Source organism: Nocardia sp. NPDC001965 (assembly GCF_053594175.1).
In genome coordinates this window covers 319,272-344,020 of record NZ_JBSFDZ010000003.1, presented here as the reverse complement: position 1 = coordinate 344,020, position 24,749 = coordinate 319,272, and the positions used below count along the sequence as shown (strand labels likewise).

23 protein-coding genes are annotated in these 24,749 nt (G+C 68.2%); 11 read left to right on the top strand and 12 right to left on the bottom strand.

All coding sequences use genetic code 11. The annotated features are described in order from the left end of the window. Positions 1 to 6: 6 nt before the first annotated feature. Genes ACWCPQ_RS08110 through ACWCPQ_RS08100 form a run of 3 tightly spaced genes read left to right on the top strand, consistent with a single transcriptional unit; the run spans position 7 to position 2,923 of the window. Entirely contained in the window at positions 7 to 858 is an 852-nt protein-coding gene (locus ACWCPQ_RS08110; protein ID WP_449896235.1) for an ABC transporter permease, read from the top strand. Then, positions 834 to 1,580 (top strand): ABC transporter ATP-binding protein, encoded by a 747-nt coding sequence (locus ACWCPQ_RS08105; protein WP_449896089.1) that lies wholly within the window; start codon positions 834 to 836, stop codon positions 1,578 to 1,580. Before ACWCPQ_RS08110 ends, ACWCPQ_RS08105 begins: the two co-directional genes overlap by 25 nt. Next, complete coding sequence (locus ACWCPQ_RS08100; RefSeq protein WP_449896087.1) at positions 1,577 to 2,923, top strand: LLM class flavin-dependent oxidoreductase; 1,347 nt, start codon at positions 1,577 to 1,579, stop codon at positions 2,921 to 2,923. Before ACWCPQ_RS08105 ends, ACWCPQ_RS08100 begins: the two co-directional genes overlap by 4 nt. A 2-nt stretch (positions 2,924 to 2,925) precedes the next feature. Here the strand turns inward: ACWCPQ_RS08100 and ACWCPQ_RS08095 are convergent, their stop codons facing one another. Continuing rightward, entirely contained in the window at positions 2,926 to 3,354 is a 429-nt protein-coding gene (locus ACWCPQ_RS08095; protein WP_449896085.1) for a MarR family winged helix-turn-helix transcriptional regulator, read from the bottom strand. Between the two features lie 90 nt (positions 3,355 to 3,444). Between ACWCPQ_RS08095 and ACWCPQ_RS08090 the strand changes: the two genes are divergently transcribed. After that, on the top strand, positions 3,445 to 4,167 hold the full coding sequence (locus ACWCPQ_RS08090) for a glucose 1-dehydrogenase (protein ID WP_449896083.1): 723 nt from the start codon (positions 3,445 to 3,447) through the stop codon (positions 4,165 to 4,167). A 73-nt stretch (positions 4,168 to 4,240) separates the two neighbouring features. Here the strand turns inward: ACWCPQ_RS08090 and ACWCPQ_RS08085 are convergent, their stop codons facing one another. From ACWCPQ_RS08085 to ACWCPQ_RS08045, 9 genes are all read right to left on the bottom strand, one after another. Further along, positions 4,241 to 5,266 carry a GlcNAc-transferase family protein gene (locus ACWCPQ_RS08085; protein ID WP_449896081.1) on the bottom strand — a complete coding sequence of 342 codons (1,026 nt, stop codon included), beginning with the start codon at positions 5,264 to 5,266 and terminating at the stop codon, positions 4,241 to 4,243. Between the two features lie 54 nt (positions 5,267 to 5,320). Then, entirely contained in the window at positions 5,321 to 6,454 is a 1,134-nt protein-coding gene (locus ACWCPQ_RS08080; protein WP_449896079.1) for an LLM class flavin-dependent oxidoreductase, read from the bottom strand. After that, positions 6,451 to 7,815 carry an NtaA/DmoA family FMN-dependent monooxygenase gene (locus tag ACWCPQ_RS08075; RefSeq protein WP_449896077.1) on the bottom strand — a complete coding sequence of 455 codons (1,365 nt, stop codon included), beginning with the start codon at positions 7,813 to 7,815 and terminating at the stop codon, positions 6,451 to 6,453. The genes ACWCPQ_RS08080 and ACWCPQ_RS08075 overlap by 4 nt, the downstream gene beginning before the upstream one ends. 1 nt (position 7,816) lies before the next feature. Continuing rightward, the gene (locus tag ACWCPQ_RS08070; RefSeq protein WP_449896075.1) at positions 7,817 to 8,905 is read right to left on the bottom strand and encodes an LLM class flavin-dependent oxidoreductase; all 1,089 of its coding nucleotides are present in this window, start codon (positions 8,903 to 8,905) and stop codon (positions 7,817 to 7,819) included. Then, positions 8,905 to 10,533, bottom strand: coding sequence for a dipeptide ABC transporter ATP-binding protein (locus tag ACWCPQ_RS08065; RefSeq protein WP_449896073.1), 1,629 nt, complete (start codon positions 10,531 to 10,533; stop codon positions 8,905 to 8,907). The genes ACWCPQ_RS08070 and ACWCPQ_RS08065 overlap by 1 nt, the downstream gene beginning before the upstream one ends. Further along, positions 10,530 to 10,739, bottom strand: coding sequence for a hypothetical protein (locus ACWCPQ_RS08060; protein WP_449896071.1), 210 nt, complete (start codon positions 10,737 to 10,739; stop codon positions 10,530 to 10,532). The genes ACWCPQ_RS08065 and ACWCPQ_RS08060 overlap by 4 nt, the downstream gene beginning before the upstream one ends. Continuing rightward, entirely contained in the window at positions 10,736 to 11,512 is a 777-nt protein-coding gene (locus ACWCPQ_RS08055; protein ID WP_449896233.1) for an ABC transporter permease, read from the bottom strand. Before ACWCPQ_RS08055 ends, ACWCPQ_RS08060 begins: the two co-directional genes overlap by 4 nt. A 73-nt stretch (positions 11,513 to 11,585) precedes the next feature. Beyond that, on the bottom strand, positions 11,586 to 12,554 hold the full coding sequence (locus ACWCPQ_RS08050; RefSeq protein ID WP_449896069.1) for an ABC transporter permease: 969 nt from the start codon (positions 12,552 to 12,554) through the stop codon (positions 11,586 to 11,588). Beyond that, positions 12,551 to 14,158 (bottom strand): ABC transporter substrate-binding protein, encoded by a 1,608-nt coding sequence (locus tag ACWCPQ_RS08045; RefSeq protein WP_449896068.1) that lies wholly within the window; start codon positions 14,156 to 14,158, stop codon positions 12,551 to 12,553. Before ACWCPQ_RS08045 ends, ACWCPQ_RS08050 begins: the two co-directional genes overlap by 4 nt. Positions 14,159 to 15,243: 1,085 nt before the next feature. Here ACWCPQ_RS08045 and ACWCPQ_RS08040 point away from each other — a divergent pair. Genes ACWCPQ_RS08040 through ACWCPQ_RS08025 form a run of 4 tightly spaced genes read left to right on the top strand, consistent with a single transcriptional unit; the run spans position 15,244 to position 19,800 of the window. Next, positions 15,244 to 16,590 carry an ABC transporter substrate-binding protein gene (locus tag ACWCPQ_RS08040; protein ID WP_449896066.1) on the top strand — a complete coding sequence of 449 codons (1,347 nt, stop codon included), beginning with the start codon at positions 15,244 to 15,246 and terminating at the stop codon, positions 16,588 to 16,590. Continuing rightward, a complete protein-coding gene (locus ACWCPQ_RS08035; RefSeq protein WP_449896064.1) occupies positions 16,575 to 17,516 on the top strand; it encodes an ABC transporter permease in 942 nt (313 codons plus the stop codon). Before ACWCPQ_RS08040 ends, ACWCPQ_RS08035 begins: the two co-directional genes overlap by 16 nt. Further along, positions 17,513 to 18,337 carry an ABC transporter permease subunit gene (locus tag ACWCPQ_RS08030; RefSeq protein WP_449896062.1) on the top strand — a complete coding sequence of 275 codons (825 nt, stop codon included), beginning with the start codon at positions 17,513 to 17,515 and terminating at the stop codon, positions 18,335 to 18,337. Before ACWCPQ_RS08035 ends, ACWCPQ_RS08030 begins: the two co-directional genes overlap by 4 nt. After that, positions 18,334 to 19,800 carry an ABC transporter ATP-binding protein gene (locus ACWCPQ_RS08025; RefSeq protein WP_449896060.1) on the top strand — a complete coding sequence of 489 codons (1,467 nt, stop codon included), beginning with the start codon at positions 18,334 to 18,336 and terminating at the stop codon, positions 19,798 to 19,800. The genes ACWCPQ_RS08030 and ACWCPQ_RS08025 overlap by 4 nt, the downstream gene beginning before the upstream one ends. 144 nt (positions 19,801 to 19,944) lie before the next feature. On the opposite strand, the gene ACWCPQ_RS08020 is transcribed toward ACWCPQ_RS08025, so the two are convergent. Continuing rightward, on the bottom strand, positions 19,945 to 20,850 hold the full coding sequence (locus tag ACWCPQ_RS08020; RefSeq protein WP_449896058.1) for a LysR substrate-binding domain-containing protein: 906 nt from the start codon (positions 20,848 to 20,850) through the stop codon (positions 19,945 to 19,947). Positions 20,851 to 21,081: 231 nt separating this feature from the next. On the opposite strand from ACWCPQ_RS08020, the gene ACWCPQ_RS08015 reads away from it, so the two are divergent. Continuing rightward, complete coding sequence (locus ACWCPQ_RS08015) at positions 21,082 to 21,465, top strand: hypothetical protein (RefSeq protein ID WP_449896056.1); 384 nt, start codon at positions 21,082 to 21,084, stop codon at positions 21,463 to 21,465. Between the two features lie 62 nt (positions 21,466 to 21,527). Continuing rightward, the gene (locus tag ACWCPQ_RS08010; protein ID WP_449896054.1) at positions 21,528 to 22,160 is read left to right on the top strand and encodes a MerR family transcriptional regulator; all 633 of its coding nucleotides are present in this window, start codon (positions 21,528 to 21,530) and stop codon (positions 22,158 to 22,160) included. Positions 22,161 to 22,222: 62 nt separating this feature from the next. Here ACWCPQ_RS08010 and ACWCPQ_RS08005 read toward each other — a convergent pair whose 3' ends face one another. Beyond that, entirely contained in the window at positions 22,223 to 23,089 is an 867-nt protein-coding gene (locus ACWCPQ_RS08005) for a TetR family transcriptional regulator (protein ID WP_449896052.1), read from the bottom strand. A gap of 156 nt (positions 23,090 to 23,245) precedes the next feature. Here ACWCPQ_RS08005 and ACWCPQ_RS08000 point away from each other — a divergent pair, with 156 nt between their 5' ends. Beyond that, positions 23,246 to 24,451: an acyl-CoA dehydrogenase family protein gene (locus ACWCPQ_RS08000; protein ID WP_449896050.1), complete on the top strand. Its 1,206-nt coding sequence runs from the start codon at positions 23,246 to 23,248 to the stop codon at positions 24,449 to 24,451. Positions 24,452 to 24,749 lie beyond the last annotated feature (298 nt).

Here is a 24,749-nt window from a genome sequence, read left to right as displayed (position 1 = left end):
GCAACCATGGATATCTCCGCGGGCGCGCGAGTCGGTTCCGCCCCGCTCGCGGCCCCGGGCCGGGCCGCCCGGGCCGGTCGCCGGGTCCGGCTCGGGCCCGGGCGGCCCATCCCCTTCGGTTTCGCGCTGGGACCGGTGCTGCTGCTGGCCGCCTGGGTGATCGGATCGCTGTCGGGTGCACTCGACGCCGAAACGCTGCCGGCACCGTGGGATGTGGCCCGGACTGCCGGTGATCTGATCGCCGAGGGCACCCTGCAGTCCAATCTGCTGACCTCGCTGCAGCGGGCCGCGATCGGTCTCGTGCTCGGGGTCTCGATCGGTGTGGTGCTCGCGCTCGTCTCCGGTCTGAGCCGGGTCGGCGAGGCGCTGCTCGACGGTCCGGTGCAGATCAAGCGTTCCATCCCGACCCTCGCGTTGATTCCGCTGTTCATCGTGTGGTTCGGGATCGGCGAGGAGATGAAGCTGATCGTCATCACCGCCAGTGTGCTGGTGCCGGTGTACATCAACACCCATGCCGCGCTGCGCGGGGTCGACGCCCGCTATGTGGAGCTGGCGCAGACGGTCGGGTTGTCGCGGTGGGGTTTCATCCGCCGGGTGGCGCTGCCCGGTTCGCTGCCGGGTTTCTTCACCGGGCTGCGGCTGGCGGTCACCATCTCCTGGCTGGCCCTGGTGGTGGTGGAACAGGTGAACGCCACCAGCGGTATCGGCTATCTGATGACCCAGGCGCGTACCTACGGCCAGATCGACGTGATCGTGGTCGGGCTGGTGATCTACGGTCTGCTCGGCCTTTTCGGTGATCTGGCCGTGCGCGCGCTCGAGCGGAGGGCGCTGGCATGGCGACAGACACTGTCGGACTGACCGTGCGGGTCCGCGGTCTGCGTCGTGGTTTCGGTGACCGGATCGTCCTGCGCGGAGTGGATCTCGATATCGCGCGGGGCGAGTTCGTGGCGCTGCTGGGTCGCAGTGGCTCCGGGAAGAGCACGCTGCTGCGTGCGCTCGGCGAGCTGGATCACGATATCGCCGGCGACGGTGAACTGACCGTTCCGCGGGAGCGGTCGGTGGTGTTCCAGGATTCCCGGCTGCTGCCGTGGATCAGGGTGCTCGACAATGTCACTCTCGGCCTGACCGGTCCGGGAGCTGGGCAACGTGGCCGCGACGCGTTGGCCGAGGTCGGTCTGGCGGGGCGGGAGAAAGCGTGGCCCCGCGAGCTTTCCGGCGGTGAACAGCAGCGAGTGGCGCTGGCCCGGTCACTGGTGCGCGAGCCGGCGCTGTTGCTCGCCGACGAACCGTTCGGCGCGCTGGACGCGCTGACCCGGATCCGGATGCACGGTCTGCTCCAGGACCTGTGCGCACGGCACCGCCCGGCAGTACTGCTGGTCACCCACGATGTGGACGAGGCGGTACTGCTCGCCGATCGGGTACTGGTTCTGGACGAGGGCCGAATCGCGGTCGACCTGTCCATCGACCGGGCCCGGCCGCGCCGGCACGGCGATCCAGCGGTGACCCACTACCGGGAACAACTCCTGACCGCGCTCGGTGTGGCCACCGATTCCACTCCGTACGAGGACGATTCACGATGACCGAACCACGCAGGCTGAGTCTCAACGCGTTCATCTATCCGGCCGGGCACCACGAGGCGGCCTGGCGGCATCCGGACAGCCGCCCGGACCGGATCTACGATGTCGGCTACTACCAGGAGATCGCGCGCACCGCCGAGGCCGCGACCTTCGACGCGGTGTTCTTCGCCGACGGACCGGCGCTACGGACCAATGTCGCCTACAACGCGGCGCCCGGCCTCGAACCGATCACACTGCTCACCGCGATCGCCGCCGCGACAACTCATCTGGGGCTCATCGCCACCGCGTCCACGACCTACTACGAGCCGTACAACCTGGCCCGGCTGTTCTCCTCGCTGGACCATATCTCCGGCGGCCGGGCCGGCTGGAACATCGTCACCACCGGTACCGATCTGGCCGCCGCCAATTTCGGACTCGACCGGCATCCCGGCCACACCGAACGCTATGCCCGGGCCCGCGAATTCGTCGACGCGGTCACGGCGCTGTGGGACAGCTGGGAGGACGACGCGATCCTGCTGGACCGCACCGGGGGCAGGTACGCGGATCCGGACAAGATCCATCCCATCGATTTCGCGGGCGAATATCTGCGGGTGCGCGGACCGTTCAACTCGGCGCGCACTCCGCAGGGGTATCCGGTGCTGGTGCAGGCCGGAGCCTCCAACGACGGGCGTGCCTTCGCCGGCCGGTACGCGGAGGCGATCTTCACGGCACATCAGCGGCTCGACGATGCACAGGCGTTCTACGGCGATATCAAACGACGGGCGGCGGAATTCGGGCGTGATCCCGAGCATGTGAAGATCCTGCCCGGGATCAGCCCGTTCATCGCGGGTACCGAGGCCGAGGCCAGGCAGCTCGAGCGGGAGTTCAACGAGCTCACCGTGCCCGAGTACGGGATCGCGCAGCTGGAATCCCTCGCGCACGAATCTCTGCGGCACCTCGGGCTCGACGAACCGGTTCCGGCCGAATTGTTCGCCGACGCCGGTGATGTCACCGACAATTCGGCCAGCCGCCGGCAGGTGGTGGCCGGTATCGTCACACGGGAACGGCCGACCCTGCGCGGCCTGCTGCACCGGCTGGCCGGTGCCCGCGGGCACCGGGTCTTCGCCGGGACGCCCGAGCAGGTGGCCGACACGATCGAGGAATGGTTCCGCTCCGGCGCCGCGGACGGTTTCAATGTGATGCCGCCCTACTACCCCGGCGGGCTGGAGGTCTTCACCGAGACCGTCGTGCCCATCCTCCGGCAGCGGGGTCTGTTCCGCACCGAATATTCCGGGACCACGCTGCGCGACCATTTCGGCCTGCCCAAGCCGGCGAACCGATTCGCGCCGCAGCCGGTGGCCGGGTAGCGCTATCGCGATCCACCGCGATCGGACAGAGCGGTGACCAGATCGGCTGCGGCGGCGGCGAGTTCGATCCGCGCGACGTGCGGGAGGGTCGCGGCGAGTTTTCCGGCGATGGCCGCCCGGATATCCGCGCCGATCGCCACCCCGGCGGCGGTCGGCGCGACCCTGCTGATCCGGCGGTCGGCCGGGTCCGGTTGCCGCGCAACATAACCGCGACGTTCCAGCCGGTCCACCATGCCGGTGATATTGGTTTTGTCGCAGCCGAGCGCGGCGGCGAGTTCGCCGAAGGTCGGCTGCTGGTCCGCGACCAGGCAGAGCAGCGCGATCTGCTGAGCGGTGAGCCCGAATTCCCGGGCTATCGCACCGTAGAACGCGTTCACCTCACGGTAGAGCCCGCCGAGGGCGGCAACCAGGTCGTGATCGTTCACTGCCACGACGAGCAGTTTAGATGATCGACAGTTGACGGGATACGATAATTAGTCGAGTATATCGACTATCCATATCGCCTACTTCTGGAGGTACTCGTGTCCGTCGCAGTCGTCACCGGCGGCTCCCGCGGTATCGGCCGCGCGGTCGCACTCCGTCTCGCCGCTTCCGGGGCCGCGGTCGTGGTCAACTATCGAACCGACCGGGCGGCCGCCGGCGAGGTCGTCACGGCGATCGAAGAAGCCGGCGGACGCGCCGTATCCGTGGCCGGCGACGTAGCCGATCCCGGACAGATCCGCAACCTGTTCGACGCGGCCGAAGCGGCGTTCGGCGGTATCGATATCGTCGTGAACAATGCCGGTATCGCACACTTCTCCCCGATCGCCGAGGCCACCGACGACGATTTCGACCGGCTGTTCGCGGTGAATACGAAAGGCACCTTCCTCGTACTCCGCGAAGCCGCGAACCGATTGCGCGACGGCGGGCGAATCGTGGTGGTGTCCTCGGGCGCCACCGTCACCCACCGGCCCGGATCCGGACTCTATGCCGCCGGCAAGGCCGCCGCCGAACAACTGGTGCGCGTACTCGCCCGGGAACTCGCCCCGCGTGCGATCACGGTCAACAGCGTGCTGCCCGGTCCCGTTCGCACCGACGCACTGGCTGCTGCGGGACTCGCGCAGGCCGATCGGATCGCCGCATCGATACCGATGGGCCGCCTGGGCGAACCCGGCGATATCGCCGATATCGTGGGCTTTCTCGCCTCGGAAGAGGCACGGTGGATCACCGGTGCGGCACTACCCGCCTCGGGCGGCGCCTTCTGAAATCCCGGTTGGGAATGCCGGCGAAATGACCGAGAACCGCTCGAGAAGCGTGTACGCGATTCTCGGAGTGGACTCATCGATGAATCGTGCGGGTGCGGAGATCGATTCCGGCGAAATTCTCGTATTCCACGAGACTTCGGACCGCGCCGAGGCCGTACCTGTCGATATCGATCAAGACTTCCGGTTCCTCGGATTCCTCCATCCGAAGCAGGTGGCGAAGACGGGCACGGGAGCGCCGATCCAGGTCCGACCAGTCCTGGTGATCATCCCAATGCAGTGCTCTTTCCGGCCGCCGCTCGTAATCGTGGTTGGCGAGGACCGCGTTCGGGGTGAAGATATCCCAGCCGTGTGTGAACAGCCGCGCTGCTCGAGTGACCTCCTCACCGAAGAAGTAGAGGTACGGGTCGTAGGGCACCTCCTCGATCAACGAAGCCGCCGCGAAGACGAATCCGGCACCGAAGAAGGGGTTACGGGCGGGTCGTTCCGGTGCGTCCGATATGAGAGTGCCGTACCCATTGCACAACAGAACCCCGTCGTCGTCGAACTTCTCCGCATACATGGTGGGGTAGAAACTCGTGGCGAGCTCTTGCGTCGTTTCGGGGTATCCGTCCAGATACTTATGCGGATACGTGGTCAGGACCGGCTTCTCGGACTCGCATTTCGTGAGCATACTGCGTAGTTCGAAGTCCCAGTTCGGCACGAAACGCATATGTGAATCGATCTGGAACAGGTAGTCCTCGCCGTCCCACAGCGACTCTATCCGCGACCGGGCCCAGGATGCGCCGCGGCTTTCGCGTGCGTCTACGGCCAGGACCGCGCACTGGTCCTTCCGATCCCGCACCGGGTACAGTTCGTCGTCGGCGCCGGGCAGCGCCTGCCAGCACAAACCCACCCTGAGCCGATCCGGATCATGCGCTGTGGCAAAAAGACTCTGCAGTGTATTGACGCAGTCGGGGTCACGATATGCGGCGACCGAGACGAAAATATTGCCGCTCAAGCTGGGCCTCCCATGCGAGCAGGTTACCGGATCACGGTGCCCGGCGACGGCCCCCGGGCGGCGGTTCCGATCGGTGCGGCCGGGCGGCCGACCCGACACCATGTCCCGGCAGCTCGGAGACCCGCTGTCGCGGGTATCCCGACCCTTGACAGCCCGCTACGCCGCCCGCGCCCCGGACAGTCCCCACTCCTCGGCGAGGAGACGATGCGAGGTGAGACGGTCCGCGTGCCGGAAGGTGACGCTGGTGACGACGAGCTCGTCGGCGCCGGTGAGGGCGCGGAGCGCGGACAGGCGCGCGGCGACCCAGCCCGGCGTCCCGACGAACTGGGTGTTCACCCGGTCCTCCACCAGGCGCCGCTGGTGTTCGGTGAGCGGCGGCGCGGTATCCGGGTCCAGGTATTCCGCGGCGCCCGCGCCGCTGCGGATACCGGCGACCCAGTGCCCGTAGGTGGAGGCCAGATGCCGGGCCCGGGACTCCTCCGCGGCGACGACGACATCCGCCGAGACCACCAGATACGGTTCCGGATAGCGCGCCGAGGGCCGGAATGCCGCACGGTAGGCCTCGACGGTTTCCAGGATGGTCCCCGGTGACACGTGATAGTTGGCCACGAACGGCAACCCGAGCGAACCGGCGAGCTGGGCGCTCTCGCCACCGCTGCTGCCGAACAACCACAGTTCGACTCCGGCGTTCTCGCCGGGTACGGCGTGCAGGGCGATACCGTCGGCCGTCGTGAAGGTTCCGGCCAGCAGCGCCCGGATCTCGGTCACCTGCCGGGCGTAGTCGAGCGGTTCGGCCCCAGGCAACCGCAGCGCCTCCAGCGACGCCACCAATCGGGTCGTATCGCTGATCTGCGTCGGAGCGAACGGCGGCGGGACGACCACCCCGTCCCGAACGACGGTCGGCCGGGGCGGAACAGGCGCGGGCGGCGCGCCCGGCGACCGCAGTTGCCCGATCCGGTGCGCCGAACGGCCCAGTCCCAGATCGAGCCGGCCCGGGTGCAGGGCATCGATCGTGCCGAACGATTCGACCACCGAGGCCGAGGTGCGATACCCGGCCTGCACCGCGGCCGTGCCGACGCGGATCGTCTCGGTGGCACCGGCGATCAGGGCGATCAGTTCGGTGGGCGCCGAGGAGGCGACCGCGACGAAATGGTGTTCGGCCACCCAGAAACGGCGGTACCCCCAGGACTCGGCGTGCCGGGCGAGGTCGACGGTGTTGCGGATCGCCTGCCGGGCAGTCGATCCGGTGCTGATCGGCGAAAGGTCCAGCACGGAGAGGGGTACGGTCATGACGCACGCGCTTTCTCGTCGGCTCGATGGGGGTGGCGCAGGCCCAGATGTTCGCGCAGGGTCGTGCCGGTGTATTCGGTGCGGAAATGGCCGCGGTCCTGGAGTTCGGGGACGACCTTGTCGACGAATTCGTCGAGCCCGGCCGGAGTCAGGTGGGGCACCAGGATGAAACCGTCGGCGGCGTCCTCCTGGACATATCGGTCGATCTCGGCCGCGACCTGGGCCGGCGAACCGACGAACTGCTGACGTGCGGTGACCTCGATGATCAATTCGCGGATCGAGAGGTTCTCCGCCTCGGCCCGGGCCCGCCACTGCAGCGCCACCGCCCGCGGATCCCGGGCGTGCCGCACCCGGCCCCGGGTGATGGTGACATCGTCGAGCGGTTCGATATCGGGAAGTGGCCCGTCGGGGTCGTAGCCGGACAGATCGCGACCCCAGACCTGTTCGAGGAAGGCGATGGCGGTCTGCGGCCCCACCTGCCGGCGGCGGATGTGCCGAGCGCGGTCCTCGGCGTCCGCCCGATTGTCCCCGAGAACGAAGGTGGCCGCGGGCAGGATGAGCAGATCGTCGCGGTGGCGGCCGTACCGCGCGAGCCGGTCCTTCATATCGGTGTAGAACTCCTGGCCCGCGGCGAGTTCGCCGTGCCTGCTGAAGATCGCGTCCGCGGTGGCGGCACCGAACTCCCGGCCTTCCTCGGAATCCCCGGCCTGCAACTGCACCGGGTGGCCCTGCGGACTGCGCGGCAGTACGAAGGTGCCCTCGATGTCGAATTGCCCGCTCCGATAACGGAACTCCGGCAGCGGCCGGGCGAACACGCCCCGTTCCCGGTCGACGACCAGGGCGTCCGCGGGCCAGCTGTCCCACAGCGCGCGGGTCGCGGCGATCACCTCCGCGGCCCGGGTGTACCGGTCGGCGTGGTCGAGATATCCGCCCCGCCGGAAATTCTCGCCGGTGAAGGCGTCCGACGAGGTGACCGCGTTCCAGGCGGCACGGCCGCCGGACAGGTGATCCAAGGTCGCGAACTGCTTCGCCAGCTCGAACGGTTCGTTGAAGGTCGTGTTGATGGTGCCCGCCAGGCCCAGCCGGGTTGTGACCCCGGCGAGGGCGTTGAGCACGGTGAAGGTATCGGGGCGGCCCACCACGTCGAGATCGTGGATCCGGCCGCGGTGCTCGCGTAGCCGCAACCCTTCGGCGAGGAAGAAGAAGTCGAACAGTCCGCGCTCGGCGGTGCGGGCCAGATGGGTGAAGGAATCGAAATCGATCTGGCTGCCGGATTCGGGATCGGTCCAGACAGTGGTGTTGTTGACGCCCGGGAAATGAGCGGCGAGATGGATCTGCTTACCCGACTGGGTCGTCGGCATATCAGCCCCGTTCGGTCGCGTAGCGGTTGAGGGGACGCGGCAGGCCCAGCCTGTCGCGCAAGGTGGTGAGCGGAACCGGGAGACGGTTCAGGAACGCGGGTAGGGCGAGCGGCCGCAGGACCAGGCCGTCCGCGGCGCATTCCCCGCGCACCTGCGCGACCAGGTCGCGGAGAGCACCGGCGGTACCCACATGGCGCAGACTGTCCGGACCCGCGGTGGCAGTCCATTCCTCCAGCCGGTCCACCTCCCGCGCGGCCTGCGCCGCCGACTGCGCGAGATGGACTTCCAGATCGAGCAGGATCCGGACCTGCCGGGGGTCGCGGCCCGCCGCCGCTACCGCCGAGCGCAGAATCGAGCGGGTCTCCGCCGCGGCGGCGAGGTCCGGGGCGGCTATCCGGATGAGATCCGCGTAACGCACCGCGATCCGGGTGGCATGCGGTCCGTCGGCCCGTACGGCGATCAGCGGCTGCCCCTGCGGGGAACGGGGCGTGATCGACGGACCCCTCACCGAGAAGTGGTCACCGGCGAAATCGATGTAGTGCAGTTTCTCGCGGTCGACGAAACGGCCGGTCGCGGTGTCCCGGATCTCCGCGTTGTCCTCCCAGCTGTCCCACAACCGGGTGACCACCTCGACCGCCTCACCGGCTTCGTGCCACAGCGAATCCGCAGGCTGTCCGGATTTGCGGCCGAACAGCCTCGCCTGTTCGGCGCCCGGAGATACCGTCACCTCCCAGCCCGCACGGCCCAGCGTCGCGTAGTCCAGGCTCGCGATCGCCTTCGACAGGTGGAACGGCTCGGTATGGGTCACCGGGGCCTGCGGGATCACACCGAGCCGGGTGGTGGCCGTCGCGACGCGGGCCGCGATACCGACGGCTTCCAGCCGACCCCGCTCCTCCCCGGATTGCAGAGCGAAAGAATCCGGCAGGAAGACCAGATCCAGTCCGGCGCGGTCGGCGGCGGCGGCCGCGTCCACCCAGTAACCGGGGGTGAACAGGTCCTCGGCCCGGGAATCGGGGCGCCGCCACGATGCGGGATGTATTCCCGTACCGGTCAATTCGACGGCGAACAGCAGTGGCGGCACCGGAGTCATCACGCGGTCCTCTCGCTCGGCCGGTGCCGGCGCGCGGCTCCCGGTACGGCCATCAGCAGTTCCCGGGTGAACTCGTGCCGGGGCGATTCGAAGATCTCGGCAGTCGGGCCGGTTTCCACAATGCGGCCCGCCCGCATGACCGCGACCCGGTCGCTCATCCCGCGGACCACCGCCAGATCGTGGGAGACGAACAGATAGCCGAGCGACAGCTCGGTTTGCAGTGCGTCGAGCAGGCTCAGGATCTGCGCCTGCACCGAGACATCCAGCGCGGACACCGGTTCGTCGAGGATCACCAGATCCGGGCGCAAGGCCAGCGCCCGGGCGATGGCCACTCGCTGACGCTGACCGCCGGACAGTTCGGCCGGACGCCGGACCGCCGCGGAAGCGGGTAGCGCGACCTGATCGAGCAATTCGGCGACCCGGTCGCGGCGGGTGGACCGATCCCCGATACCGAAGGCCCGCAACGGCTCGGCCACGATATCGCCGATCGTGAGTTTCGGGTTCAGCGAGCCGTACGGGTTCTGATAAACGATCTGCACGCGTCGCCGCCACTCCCGCAACCGGGCGCCGCGCAATGCACCGATATCGGTACCGTCGAATTCCACGGTGCCGCGGTCGGGGTTCTCCAGCCGGGCGACGATCCGGGCGGTCGTGGACTTTCCGGAGCCGGATTCACCTACGACGGCGAGGGTTTCGCCACGGTCGATCGTCAGTGAGACATCGGTGACGGCCGCCAGGGTGGTACCCCGCGCCACTCGGAAGCTCTTGTGCAGGCCCCGGGCCGACAGCAGCGGTGTGGCCGAGCGCGGGCGTTCGGGACGGTGCGTCCGGCCGGTCCTCGACGCGGCGGCGAGCAGGCGGCGGGTGTAGTCGTGCCGCGGTTCGGTGAACACCGCCTCGGCGGTACCCGATTCCACGATCCGGCCGTTTCGCATCACCACGATCCGATCGGCGCGATCGGCGGCGACCCCGAGGTCATGGGTGATCAACAGCACCGCCGTGCCCGATTCGGCGGTGCGCCCGGCGAGATGGTCGAGGATCCGGCGCTGCACAGTGACGTCCAGGGCGCTGGTCGGTTCGTCGGCGATGACCAGGCGCGGTCCGCACGCGAGCGCGATCCCGATGAGCACCCGCTGGCGCTGGCCACCGGAGAGATCCTGAGGGAACTGCCGGGCGCGCAGGGCGGGTCGATCGATACCCGCCTCCGTGAGGATCCGGATCGCTTCGGCGCGCGCGGTCCGCCGATCCGCGCGACCGTGGATCCGCAGCGTCTCGGCTACCTGGTCACCGATCCGCAGCACCGGGTTCAGGGAGACCGCGGGATCCTGGGGGACGAACCCGATCTGGGTACCGCGGATCCGCCGCCAGGCCCGCGCGGGCAGGCGCTCGAGGTGTTCACCGGCGAAGGTGACCGTCCCCGCGGTGACTTCTCCCCCACCGCTCAGCAGGCCGATCACCGCGTGGGCCAGGCTGGATTTACCCGATCCGGACTCGCCGACCACGGCGAGTGTCTCGCCCGCGCGGATCGTGAGCGATATCCCGTCGACTGCCGTGGTCGTGGTGGTGCCGGACCGGTATTCGACTGTCAATCCCTCGACCTGTAACAGCGGTTCCCCGGCGCCGTTCACAGCGCCCCTCCGGACAGGTAGAGTCCCGGCGCCCGCTCGGCCAGCCCGGTCTGGAAACGCCAGCCCGCCCGCAGGAAACCGCGGATCCGGCGGACCGTCGCCACCAGCGGGTCGGCCTCGGAGGCCGCTCCCGGCACCGGCGGCCGATCCGACGGTACGTGAGCACTGTGCTGAGCCTGCACGTGAACGGTGTCGTGAGGTGTCACCGCGATCCTTCCTGAGCGAAGGCCCGGCCGAGACGCTGGGCGGAGAGCACCACCGCGACGATGACCAGACCGGGTAGTGCGGTCAGCCACCAGGCGGTGGCGAGATAGTTGCGTCCCTCCGAGATCAGCGATCCCCATTCCGGCGTCGGCGGGGCCGCACCGTAGCCGAGGAAGCTCAGCGAGGACACGGCGAGCACCGCCAGACCGAACTCGACGGCGGCGAGCGCGGCGACCGGCGCGTAGGCATTGCGCAGTACATGCCGGAACAGCACCCCGTACCAGCGCACCCCGCAGGCCCGGGCCGCCTCCACATACGGTGCCTGCCGCACCCGCAGCACTTCCGCGCGCATCAACCGGGCGAACCGGGCGATGAGCGCGACTCCGACCGCGAGCGCGACATTGCCGGTCCCGAAGCCGAGCACCGTCACCAGGGCGAGCGAGACGAGCAGTTCCGGAATCGACAGCAGCACGTCCACGCCGCGCATCACGATGCTGTCCACGGTTCCGCCCAGCACACCCGATACCACCCCGAGCAGCGACCCGGCGACCAGCCCGATCGCCACGGCGAGCACAGTGGCGGTGAGCGACAGTGCTGCCGCGTGCACGACCCGGGTGTAGAGGTCGCGGCCGAGATTGTCGGTGCCGAACCAGTGGTCGAGATCCGGTGCCCGGAACTTCTCGCCCGGTACACCCGTCAGCGGGTCGCCGCCGGCGAACAGCGCGGGCAGCACCGCCCAGCCGAGTACGAGAACCAGCACGACACCGGAGAGCACGACACCGGCACCCGGGCGGTCCCGGCGGGACGGCCGGACTCTGTCCGGTTGCGGCGCGACGAGTTCACGAACCTCAGGCAAGGACTTTCTCCTTCCCGCGGAATCCGTCGACCACTCGCGCGTCGAGCAACGGGTACGCCAGATCCACCAGTAGATTCACCAGGACGTACACCGCCGCGCTGAAGACGACGATCCCCTGCACCACCGGAATGTCCTGGTTCAGCACCGCGGTCTGGGTGAGGCGACCGACCCCGGCGCGGGCGAAAACCGTTTCCACGATCACCGATCCGGCGAGCACCGTCCCGACCCAGACCCCCGCGATGGTGAGGGCCGGTCCGACGGCCGCGCGCAACACATGGCGCCACTGCACCCACACACGGGAAGCGCCTTTGGCGAACGCGACCGCGACGAACGGCTGGTACCAGGTCGTGATCAGATTGCTGTAGAGCACCTGTGCGATCACCGCTCCCACCGGAACAGCCAGCGTGACCGCGGGCAGGATCGTCCCGTGCAAACCCGTACCGCCGAACGCGGGAACCAGCCGCAGCTGGAAGGAGAACAGGTGCAGCAGGATCAACCCGACCCAGAAGGTGGGCATGGCCGCGCCCACCGGTGGCAGCGCGGTCAGCAGGCCACGCAGCCGATCACTCTCGGTATAGGAGGCGGCGAGGGCCAGGGCCGAGCCGAACAGTACGGCCAGCAGCAGGGTGGTGCCGGCCAGCGCCAGCGTGGACGGCAGCGCCTCGCCGATGGCCTCGACCACGGTCTGGCCGGTACTCAGCGAATGCCCGAGATCGCCACGCACGGCGTGGATCACCGCCGTCCCGTACTGCTCCCACAGCGGTTTGTCCAGGCCGTACCGGGCCTGTAGTTCGGCCACCGCGGCCGCGTCGACCGGGGTGCCCGGGTTGGCGTCCACGGCGAGCTGCACCGGGTCGGCGGGCAGCAGATAGAGCACGGCGAACGAGACGGTGAACGCCGCCCACAGCACGCCGGCGGCCTGGAGCACACGCAGCAGCACGTACCGGACCGGCGCGGTCATCGGCCGCTGCGCCAGGTATCGAAGAACTGTAGCCGCGCCGATGCTTCGAAGGTCAGGCCCCCGACCGTGTTCGCGACGCCGATGGCCTGGGACAGCTCGATGGTCGGGATCCACAGTCCCTCGTCGAGCAGCAGGCGCTGGGCCTCCCCGATCTGCTGAGCCCGTTTCGCGGCATCGACCGTCGCCAGCTGGCCGGACAGCACGGCGTCGAGTGCGGGGATCGCGCCACGATCGTTGAGGTTTCGGGCATCGAGGCCGAAATTGGCGCGCAGGATATCGCCGTCGGCACGGGTGACGTTGTAGTAGATGGTGTCGAAATCCTTGCTGTTCTGCCGCACGGTGTAGTCGGCGTTGGCGGCCGGCTCCAGTCGCAGCTCCACACCCGCGGCCCGCAACTGCTGCTGCAGGAGTTCGAGAATGGCCTGGTTTCCGGCGAACGCCGCACTGAACAGCACACCGAAGGACAGGCGTTCTCCGTTCTTCGCGCGGATACCGTCCCCACCAGGAGCCCAGCCCGCCGCGTCGAGTTGCCGCTTCGCCGCATCGATATCGAACCCGAGGTCACCGCTGAGATCGACATAGCCGGGCGTCGTATGGGCCAGCGGGCTGGTCGCCACCCGGAACTGCGGCCCCAGCACGGTATCGACGAGTTCCTGCCGGTCGACCGCGGACAGCAGGGCCGTTCGCACGGCGCGATCGCGCAGCGGGCCCCGGTTCACGTTGGGTTGCAGACCGAAGGTGATCCCCGGGTTCGAGGCGGTCGCCACCTGTCCGCCCGCGGCTTCGATCTGCGGCGCGTCCTGGGGCAGGGCATCGCTGGTCGCGTCGAGCTGACCGGACACCAGACTGCCCGTACGCACGCCGGACTCCGGGACGACCGTGAACTCGATACGGTCCAGGTACGCCTCGCCCTGATGGGCGAACACCGCCGAACCCCAGTTGTATCCGGCACGTTTGGCGAGGGTGACCGAATCACCCTGCCGGTATCCGGCATAGGTGAAGGGGCCGCTGCCGATCGTATCGCCGAGGCAGCGCTGTTCGGCTTGCTCAGCCGTGGTGGCGGCGGCGAGGATACCCAGCTGCGGAGTCGACGTCGCCTGCAGGAACTGCACATTGGGGGTATCGAACCGCACGCGCGCGGTCTGCGGGTCCACCACATCGGTGCCGGTGTAGCCGGCGAGATAGGTGGCGGCCAGCGGGGCTTTGGCGCCGCCCAGCACGTGCACAATCGAATCGAGAGTGCCGCGTACCGATTCCGCGGTCAGCGGGGTGCCGTCGCTGAAGGTCACGCCGTCGCGCAGATGGAAGGTGAACGTTCGCGCATCCGGGCTCACTTCCCAGCGCTGGGCCAGCCACGGCCGGAGCTCCCCGCTCGCCGGATCCTGATCGGTCAGCGAATCGGCGATCTGGCGGGTGACGTAGATGGTCTGGTTGGTACCGCTCTGCGCCGGATCGGAGCAGGTCGGCGCCTGGGAGAGTCCGTACCGCAGGGTTCCGCCGGGCTGCGGCGGACCGGTGGCACCGGCCGGGTCCACCCCACCTCCACACGCCGCGAGGGCGAACGTGGCGGCGACTACCCCGAACAGGGCTACGGGTCGTTTCATCGAGTTCTCCGGATCGCACCGGGCCGGCGACCGGCCGCGGCATCGTCGGGCCGGGGGCCGCCGACAGGGCGGTCTCCCGGTTGCTGAAAATGACGTTAGAGAGCGACCGGCGCAGCGTCGCCGGTCTCGATCACTCTGAATCCAAACCTTGGGCACAGCCGGCCGCCGGTGCCCCGGTCGGGCCGCCACGGGCCGGGGTGGGGGCCCGACCGTGACACCGGATTGCGGATCACCTGCCGTATCGGGTCGGCGGTGGTCTGCCCCCGGGGTCCGGCGGATGTCGCCGGACCCCGGGCACATTCCGTGGCCACCGCGAATATCTCGGTTGCCATCGACTGCATCCCTCATCTCTCGTTGCAGTACGACGAAAGATGCCAGGGCGACCCCGCCGTGGACAGGCCAGGAATCACCGCGATTCGGGGAATCATCGCGATCCGGATCGGTGACGTCGTCGGGTCGCTGCCGCTGTCGCAGTCACCGCCACTCGTCGCGCGGTCGGCAACCGGAACCATCTCACCTGAATGCCCGTGCCGCCGACCGACACGCAGCCCTGGCTCCGTCGCGAGCGTTCGTCTTCGGACTGCACGGCCCCGGCGTATGGGTCGGACTCTGCACCGGCCTGCCGGCCACGGCCACCTTCCGCAAGGGAGCGCGTTGGTCGGTGATGCCCCGGCCGGTCATGCCCAGCGGGTCCTTCGACTTCTCCTACGTCTACGGTGGCGGATCCACCGACGAACCGCTGCCCCCCGCAGTATCGGGTTGTTCGGCGCCGCCGACGTGGGCAGCCCGCTTCGGCAGACCGTGGTCGCTGGTGTTGCCCAGAGCGCGTGCGCCGGGATATTCTCAGTTCGGTTAGCGCAGGCTAACCTTAGTAATTCTATTGTGGATGAGGTCGAGCAGTGGAATTGAGCAGGCGTCGTATATTCAGGGCAGGGTTGGGCCTCGGTGCCGTTCTTGTGCTGGCCGGTTGTGGTGGCGGAACATCCCCGAACGGCAGCGTGAGCGGACCGCCACAACGTGGCGGCACGCTGCGTGTGGGTGCCATCGGCAAATCATCCAAGACCGAACGAGATCCGCACCAGACGATGAGCAACGAGAGCGATTTTCTGATCATGTCGCTCGTCTATGACGCGCTGACCGTCCCTGGTACCGACCCGAATGTCGCGCCCCGGCTGGCGTCAAAATGGGAATCGGATCGCGAACAGCGCAATTGGACCTTTACGATCGCGGACGGAGCGCGTTTCCACGACGGTCGCCCGGTCACTTCCGACGATGTGGTGTGGTCGCTTCGCCGACTTCGCGAAATCGCGGGCGAAACGAAAGTTCCGGTGGCCTCCGTCGACGACATCGAAGCGGCCGGACCGAATGCTGTCGTGCTGACCTGCGCAGCTCCGAACAGCCAGCTGCCCATGCTGCTCCGCATGATGACCTTCGCAGTTCCGAAGGGAACGACCGATTACGCGCGAGCCGTCGGCTCCGGCCCGTTCCGGCTCGAGTCCTACAACAACGGAAATGCGCGCCTGGTGCGCAACGACGGGTGGCACGGTGGCGCTCCACTGCTCGACGCGATCGAAGTGACATTGTTCGAGAGCCCCGAATCCATGGCCAACGCGATCTTGGCGGGACAGATCGATCTCGCCTCCAGCGTCGGTGCTGTGGCGGGGCGGATGGCGGAGACCCGCGACGGCCTTCAAGTGATCCGGCGACCCGACGATGTGGCGGTCGCTATCGCGATGAGAACCTCCGACGGCCCCTTCGCAGACCCGCGCGTGCGAGAAGCGCTGCGCCTGGCCGTCGATCGTGAAGCGATGGTGGCACAGGTCCTTTCGGGTTACGGCACCGTCGCCAACGATATCCTAGGCACCGCAGATCCGACCTACGATGCTGCGATCCCGCAGCGATCCCGTGATCTGGATCGCGCCAGGACGCTGCTCGCCGAGGCGAAATTCGACACCGGCCGGACCTACCAGCTGATGACGAAGCAGGAAGCCGCGGGCGAGGTCGAGTCGGCGAAGGTCTTCGCGAGCCAGGTCGCGGAGATCGGCCTCGATACCGAGGTCGTGGTGCAGGAGGCCAACGCGTTCTACGATGACACCTGGCTGAAAGCACCGCTGTACACGGTCAACTGGGGCACCAACGACTCGATCATGTTCTACGCCAGCAAGGTCATGTATTCACGCACGAAATGGAATGAGACCAACTTCCACGACGGGTTCTTCGACAGGGCCTGTGCCGCCGCACTCGCCGCGGCGCCCGGCATGGGTTTCACCGATGCCAGTCACGCGATCCAGCGGATTCAGTACGACCGGGGCGGCTACATCGTGTGGGGTATGGCCGACGGCATCGATATCGCTTCGACCGCCGTCCAGGACCTCCCGAAGCTCGGTGGCTATGGTCGCGTACAACTCGAGCGTGTGTGGTTGTCGAATTGATCGCCTTCACCGGTGTCGTCGCACGGCGAATCGGGCTGCTGATCGCCCTGCTCGCCGTCGTGTTCGTCGTTGTCGACCTGCTGCCGGGTAACACCGCACGGGCAGTACTCGGCCGCGACGCGAGCAACGAGCAGGTCGCGGCCAAACAACACGAACTGGGATTGGACCGACCGCTGCCGGTCCGGTTCTGGGAATGGTTCAGCGGTGCCGCGACCGGCGACTTCGGCACGACCGCTCGCGGCCGATCCGTCAACGAGCTCCTCGCGGCCTCATTCCCGCAGACCCTGCTCCTGGCCTCGCTCGCAATGCTCGCGACGACCGTGATCTCGCTACTCCTCGGCGCGTGGTGGGCGGCCCGTCCCGGCAGCCTCCTGGCACGGGTGCTGCAGCCGGGATCGGCGTTCGTGATCGCTGTCCCGGAGTTCGTCGTCGCGACGATGCTGATGATCGTTTTCTCGCTGTGGCTGGACTGGTTACCCGCGGTGACGTTCACCGACCGGTCCGGATACCCCGCGAGCGCGCATATGCTCATCCTGCCCGTACTGGCCCTGGCCATCCCGCAGGCCGGATGGAATCTACGCGTCGTCCGAGGCGCGTTGACCGACGCCGGCAGCGCCCCGCACGTCGACAGCGCCATCCTCAACGGACTGCCCGAACATACGGTACTGCTCCGGCACATCCTGCCTTTCGCGCTCCCGACCATCGCGATGTCTCTGGCCACCTCGGTCGGCACCTTGTTCGGGGGAGCGCTCGTCGTCGAGACGATCTTCAACTATCCGGGAATGGGCGCCATGATCGCCGGATCCGTCTCCGACCGCGACACCGCGCTGGTGGCAGCGGTCGTGGCGCTCACCGGGACCACCATCATGTGCATCCTGTTGATAGCCGACGTCCTCCGAGCCTGGTCGAATCGGGGGCGGCCGTGACCACCGCCCCGGCTCTCGCCCACCCGACGAGTACACGACGGCTGTGGCTCACTGCGCTGCCGGCCGTCGTCGTGATCGTCCTGGCCGTGGTCGGGCCTTTGTTCGCCCCGCACCCGGTCGACCACGCTGTCGGTATCACGTTCGAAAAGCCCCACAGCGGAGCATGGCTGGGCGGCGACCGGCTCGGCCACGACGTCCTCAGCCAATTGCTACACGGCGGTTGGGGGTTGCTGCTGATAGCCACGGTCATCGCCGCGCTCGTGACGGCGTCGGCCGCTGTACTGGGATCGGTCGCGGCGCTGTATCCCCGAGCCGGGACGTGGATCGAGCGAACCGCGGATCTGGGCATGCTCCTTCCCCCGGTCCTCGCGATCCTGCTGTTCATGCTGTCGTGGCCGGAATCGGGAACCGTAGGGCTGGTGGTCATCTCCGTGGTAGCAGGCACGCCCTATACCGCGCGTGTCTTCGCGGCAGCGGCCAGCGGCATCGCGGCATCCGGTTTCATCGAAGCTGCCCGGGGACGCGGCGAGAAGACCACCTACCTGGTGTTCCGGGAACTACTGCCCAATCTCCGCGAAACGCTGCTCACTCAATTGGGCCTGCGATTCGTCGAGGCAATGTATCTCGTCAGCACCGCCGCGTTCCTCCAGCTGCCGACCACGCTCGGCGAGGCCAACTGGGCGGTCATGGTCCGCGAGAACGCATCCGGAATCCTGCTCAACCCCGCAGCATTGCTGGCACCGAGCCTGGCAATCGGGATGCTGGCAGTCAGTGTGAACACCGCGGTCGCGATGTTCGGTCGAGGAAGGCGTGCGGTATGACCGACCGAATGGTGATCGAGACCGGCAAGATCCTGGTCGACGAGTTGTCCGTGCGCGCAACATCGGGAACCGAACTGCTGGCCCCGATCTCTTTGCGGGTGCCACCGGGAACCATCACCGCTGTCACCGGTCCTTCCGGCGCGGGCAAGACAACACTGATGCGGGCAGTACTCGGCCACCTCGCCGCCGGCACCACACGCTCGAGTGGTGCCGTGAACGTTTGCGGCCGGGATGTCTTCGCCCTCGAGCCGGCAGCGCTGCAGACCTTCCGCCGCGCCCGAACTGCCTTCGTCGGCCAGGACCCTGGAGCGGCGCTGAATCCGACCATGCGGATTCGGTCCCACTTCACCGAAGCAACCGGCAGACGAACAGATACCGACTTCGCCGCCGCCCTCGGACGAGTCGGACTACCCGACCACTGTCTGCACCGCCGGCCGGGAGAACTGTCCGGTGGCGAGCAACGTCGGGTGGCGCTCGCACTCGCCTTGGTTCGCCGAGTCGAGGTCGTCGTCGTCGATGAGCCCATCGCCGGATTGCACGGACAACTACGTAATGAGATCGGTGATCTCCTGCGTTCGCTCGCCACCGACGACGATGTCGCGGTGGTGGTATCGGGCCACGACACGGCTGCCTTGCATCGAATCGCGGATGACGTCGTCCACCTCGGAGAGTCACCGAAGTCGCCGAAGCGGCCCGCGGGCCCCGCCCTGTGTCCCGTGCCCGAGGGGGCACCCGCGTTGCAGGCCCGGTCGATCTCCGCTACCACGGGTGGCCGGACACTGCTCGATTCCGTCGACCTCGCGGTCTCGGCCGGTCGCGCTGTCTCCGTAGTCGGCCCATCAGGGGCGGGAAAAACGACCCTGGCCCGGGTGCTGGCCGGACTGCACTCCCCCGCATCGGGCACAGTGGAAGTCAGCGGCCGCCGCATTCCGGTCGGCCGGACGCGGCGATCACGGCGCGACAGGCGACGGGTCCAACTCATCCCGCAGAACCCACTGTCCACACTCAACCCGAAACACACCGTGTTGCAGACGCTGTCCCGCCCGATGAAGCTTGCCGGCATGTCTTCACGGCACGAGGTGGCCCACCGGGCGAACGGCCTGATGCGCAGTGTCGAACTGGATCCCGAGCTCCTGCATCGCTACCCAGGGCAGCTCTCGGGAGGTCAGCGACAACGGGTGGCGATCGCCCGGGCTCTGGCCGCCGAGCCGGATGTCCTTCTGTGCGACGAGATAACCTCCGCCCTGGATGCGGAGACGGCGACGGCGGTCATGGACGTGATCGAACGCAGCCGGCTGGAGAAAGGGATCGCCGTCATCGTCATCAGCCACGACATGAATCTGGTCGTCCGATACTGCCAGGAGATCGTGGTCATCGCCGACGGCCGGGTGGTCGAGACCGGGAATGCGGCAGAAGTTCTCGCTGCACCCGGCGCCACCGGCACCAGAGAACTACTCGCCTGAGCTCCAACTGATCGAAACCGTGGCGCCGACCTGCGGGGCACCGAAGCCGCCACACCGGAGGCATCGGGCTCGGACCGGCGATCGTGGACGAGATCGTGGCCTCCCATGGCGGCATGGTTCGGATGGACGAATCGGAGCTCGCCTTCAGGACACCAGTTCGTGTGGGGCGCGGACCCTGTGCAGGATCCGGACGGCCGCGGCCACCGCCGGACGCGCCGCGGATGCCTGCCGGTAGGTCACACCGACCCGGCGGAGGCTGTCGGCCACCGGTCCCGACACCAGCGCTCGATGTTCGACGGACAGCGACATCTCCGGCACGATGGCGACACCCAGCCCATGTGCCACCATCTCCGCCATTCCGTCGAAACTGCCGCTGCGGTGCTGGATCCGCGGGGCGAAACCGGCTTCCCGGCAGGCGAACATGACCGAGGCGATCGAGGGTGCGCCGTCCCGCGCCGCGATCCAGTCGGCGTCGCGAGCCGCCACCAGCCCGCGCCGCCGCACCTCCTCCCGCAGTCCGGCAGGCGCGATGAGCACCAGCGGATCGTCGCCGAGGAAATCCGAGGTGAGGCCGACCGGCAGATCCCGGGTACCGAACGAGTACGCGTAGGTGATCGCCAGATCCACTTCCCGACGGCACAGGGCGGGCACCGATTCCACCGGCCTCAGTTCCACCACCCGCACCCGCAGGCCCGGGTGTTCACGCATCAGTTCGGCGGCGGCCGGTAGCGCGAACCGGGTCTGGGCGGTTCGGAATGTCGCCAGGGTGAGGACTCCGGTCACCTGCTCGGCGGTCACGGCCACCGCGCTCTCCGCCTCTTCCAGTGCCGCGACGATCCGCGAGGTGTGGTCCACCAGCACCTGCCCGGCATAGGTCAGGCGCAGCACCCGGCCGTCGCGGCGGGTGAGAACTGTGCCGACCTCCTCTTCGAGGATCCGCAGTTGCTGCGACACAGCCGAGGTCGTGATGCCGTGCAGTTCCGAAACGGCTGTCATGGTGGAACGTTCGGAAAGGTCGCGGAGCAGGATCAAGCGGCGGACATCGTACATGGAATCCTCGTTTCACAGACGACGAAAGCCATTGTCCGCGGCAGTCGCTGTGCGGGAAATCCTTTCGATCCGACTGCGCCGAAGCCCGCACGGCTACCACTGGACACCGCAATACGGATAGCGTAGGTTTCCATTATGGATACTTTCACTATCCATAATGGCGGTACCGATCCCCGCCCGCCGACCCTGCCGATCCCTCGCCGGATCGGCCACCGAACAGGACCTCGCCCGATGCACAAACCACTGCTCACCGTCGCCGCGGCCTATCTCGCCGTGATCGGGTCCGCCCTGCTGCTGGCCCCGGCGCAATTCGGCGTCGGTGCGGTACCCGAGAATGCCTCGCCCGAACTGATCGCGCTGTTACGCCTGCTGGGCGGCCCCTTCCTCGGCATCGCGCTGCTCGACTGGCTATCGCGTGATACCGAACCCGCCACCATCGGCAACACTGTCGTCCTCGCGAATCTGACCGGTTTCGGCGTGGTCGCCCTCAACGATGTATGGGGTGTACTCAGCGGCCAGGCCCGCGATGTGGCGGTCGTATTCGGCGTGGTCCATATGACTTTCGCGGTCGCCTTCCTGCTGGCCTGGCTGCGCGCCCGGCCCGCGACCGCGTAACACGCCGCCCTGTCGACATGATCGGATACCGGGGAACGACACGAGGAGAGAGACGACAGCCGATGCGAATGGCGGAATTGAGCCGGGAGTCCGGGGTCGCGATCGCGACGATCAAGTACTACCAGCGCGAAGGACTCCTCCCGCCGGGTGAACTGACCAGCCCGAATCAGGCCCGCTACAACCCCGCACACGTGCGCCGGCTCAAACTCGTCCGAGCGCTGGTCGAGGTGGCCGGCCTGTCGGTCGGCGCGGTGCGGGAGGTACTGGCCGCGATCGACGAACCGGAAACCTCACTGCACGATGTACTCGGCGCCGCACAACCCGGGCTCCCGGGAACACCGGCCGAAACCGGCACCGAAGCCGATCGCGAGTGGGTCGCACGGCGTATCGACGAGGTGGCGGCGGAACGTGGCTGGCAACCGCCACCGGGCTCGTCGCTGATCGAGACCCTGGCCGGGGTGCTGTGCACCTACCGGGCGGTCGGGCACGAATGGGCGCTCGAAAACCTCTCCGCCTACGCGGAATCCGCCGACCGGGTGGCGGTGGCCGATATCGAGGCGCTCGCCCGATTGGCTTCCACGGACAACATCGTGGAGGGCGCGGTGGTCGGCACCGTACTGGGCGACAGCCTGCTGGCCGCGCTCCGACGGGTCGCCCACGCCGAAGCTTCCCGGAAGAGCTTCGATCCGAGCTGACCCGGGCCCGCGGGAACCGTGGCGTTCGGGCCGCGACGGACGCGCGGTCACGGCTTCGACACTCACCTCCGGACAGCGACGCCGAGCATATCGAGCGCGAATTCTCCGTACTGCGCCGCGATCTCCTCCGCGCTCGCCCCGCCGCCCTCGCGATACCACTGCGATATCCCTGTGCACATGGTGGCGATCGCCCGTCCCGCGGTGCGCGGATTCGGGGTGGTGAGAGCCCCGGCAGCGGTGGCCGCGGCGATCTCCTCGTCCAGGATCTGCTGGAGTTCACTGCGCGAGCGTGCGATCCGCGCGCGATCCGCGGGCCGCAGACTGCGCATCTCACTGGCGCCGATGAAACCGAGTTCCCGGCGGTGGGTGTGGAAAAGCGCCAGCGCCTCCACGATCGACCGAACCCGCTCGACCCCGTCCCGGCCCTCGGCGCGAGCCGCGCGGACCCGCCAGTGCAGATCGTCCATGGTGAGATCGAGAATCCGCACCAGCACTTCTTGCTTGTCGCGGTAGTGGTGGTAGAGACCGGGCACACTGGTGCCCGCGCGGCGCGCCAGCGCACGGACCGTGGTGCCGTGGTAGCCGATCTCCACGAACAGGGCGATGGCGGCCGTCAACACCGGATCGAATCCCGGCGGGCCGAACTCCCGCCAGCCCCGGACACCTGCCGATTCGCGCATGTCCGATCCGGCGGGCGCGACGGCACCGGAACCGCCGAGCAGGTCGGGTGCGGGGACGCCGAGGGCCGCGGCCAACTCGGTGAGACGACTCACCGAGATGCCGGTACGGCCGTTCTCCAGCGCGCTGAGCGTCGCCGGGCTCACTCCGATCCGCCGGGCGACCTCGCGCAGCGATAAGCCGCCGTCGCGGCGCGCCGCGCGGATCGCCTCATGCGGCAGCAACGGCGCGTCGGTGATCGGATCCGGCATGCTGTTCAGCATAACCGAACACTCCAAGGTCGCCCAGCGGAAGTATCGGTGCAGATCATCTCACAGTTTTGACATTTATCCACCCTGATGAGAGTGTTCATCCGGAGCGATCGCTCGGTTGGCTCAGCGATCCGCGGGAACGCCAGGAGGACTTCGATGCCGATCGATCTGACCTATTCCGCCGATGTCGAGGCACTGGTGGAACGCACCCGCGTATTCGTGCGCGAGTCGGTCCTGCCGGTCGAGGACGACAACCGCGGGGACATCGCCGCGGCCGGCGGCGACGATATCCGGGTCACCCTGCAGGAACAGGCCCGCGAGGCGGGCGTGTTCGCCCCGCACGCGCCGGTCGAGTACGGCGGGCACGGCCTGTCGATGTCGGACCGCGCACCGGTGTTCGAAGAGGCGGGTTACTCGCTGTTCGGTCCGACCGCGCTGAATATCGCCGCGCCCGACGAGGGCAATGTGCACATGCTCGCCCATATCGCCGACCCGGAACAGAAAGCGCGCTATCTGGAGCCGCTGGCCCGGGGCGTCCTGCGCTCTGCCTTCGCGATGACCGAACCCGCGCCCGGTGCCGGCTCGGATCCCTCGGCTCTGGCCACCAGGGCGGCGAAGGTGGACGGCGGCTGGCGGATCAACGGCCACAAGCATTTCATCACCGGTGCCGACGGCGCCGGATTCTTCATCATCATGGCGCGCACCTCCGGTGAACCGGGCCAGCGCGGCGGCGCCACCATGTTCCTCGCACCGGCCGATACGCCCGGCCTGCGCGTCGGCCGCCATATCGACACACTGGACCGCTCCATGATCGGCGGCCACTGCGAGGTCTTCTTCGAGGATCTGTTCGTACCCGACGAGGCAGTGCTCGGCGCTGTCGACCGCGGTTTCGAATACGCACAGGTCCGGCTCGGCCCGGCCCGGATGACGCATGTGATGCGCTGGCTCGGCGCCTGCCGCCGGGCGCACGACGTCGCCGTCGACTATGTCGCCGAACGGGAAGGTTTCGGTTCGGTCATCGGCGACCTCGGGCTCGCCCAGCAGATGGTGGCGGACAACGAGATCGATATCGCCGCGACCCGCGCCCTGCTGGTACGCGCCTGCTGGGAACTCGACAACGGCGAGCAGGCCGGTAACGCCACATCCATCGCCAAGACCTTCGCCGCCGAAGCCGTCTTCCGCGTCGTCGACCGCAGTATCCAACTCTGCGGCGGCCTCGGGGTCTCCGACGATCTGCCGCTGGCCCGGCTCTCCCGCGAGGTCCGCCCGTTCCGGGTCTACGACGGGCCCTCCGAAGTGCATCGCTGGGCCATCGCCAAACGTACGGTGGGCGCGGCCCGCCGCGCGGCCGCCGCCCGCTGACCCCCCGAGGCCGGACCCGGCAAACGAAGAACGCCGCCAGGTGAACCACCTGGCGGCGTCGGATCGACCACACCTGGTGTGACGATCCAGTGCCGACGTCCCACAAGCGCCTCTCGGCGAGTGGTCGCTCGTAGCGACGAATGGGGTGAGGCCCGGGGCTGTCCGGACGCCGACAGTCGGTTCAACCGGCACACGGCGCGGACTATTCCGGCCGACCGGTGTGACCCGGCGGACACGTCGCTTCGTGTTCACCCACCACAGATGAAGCTCGGCACCGCCGGAGCCGCGACAATCGCCG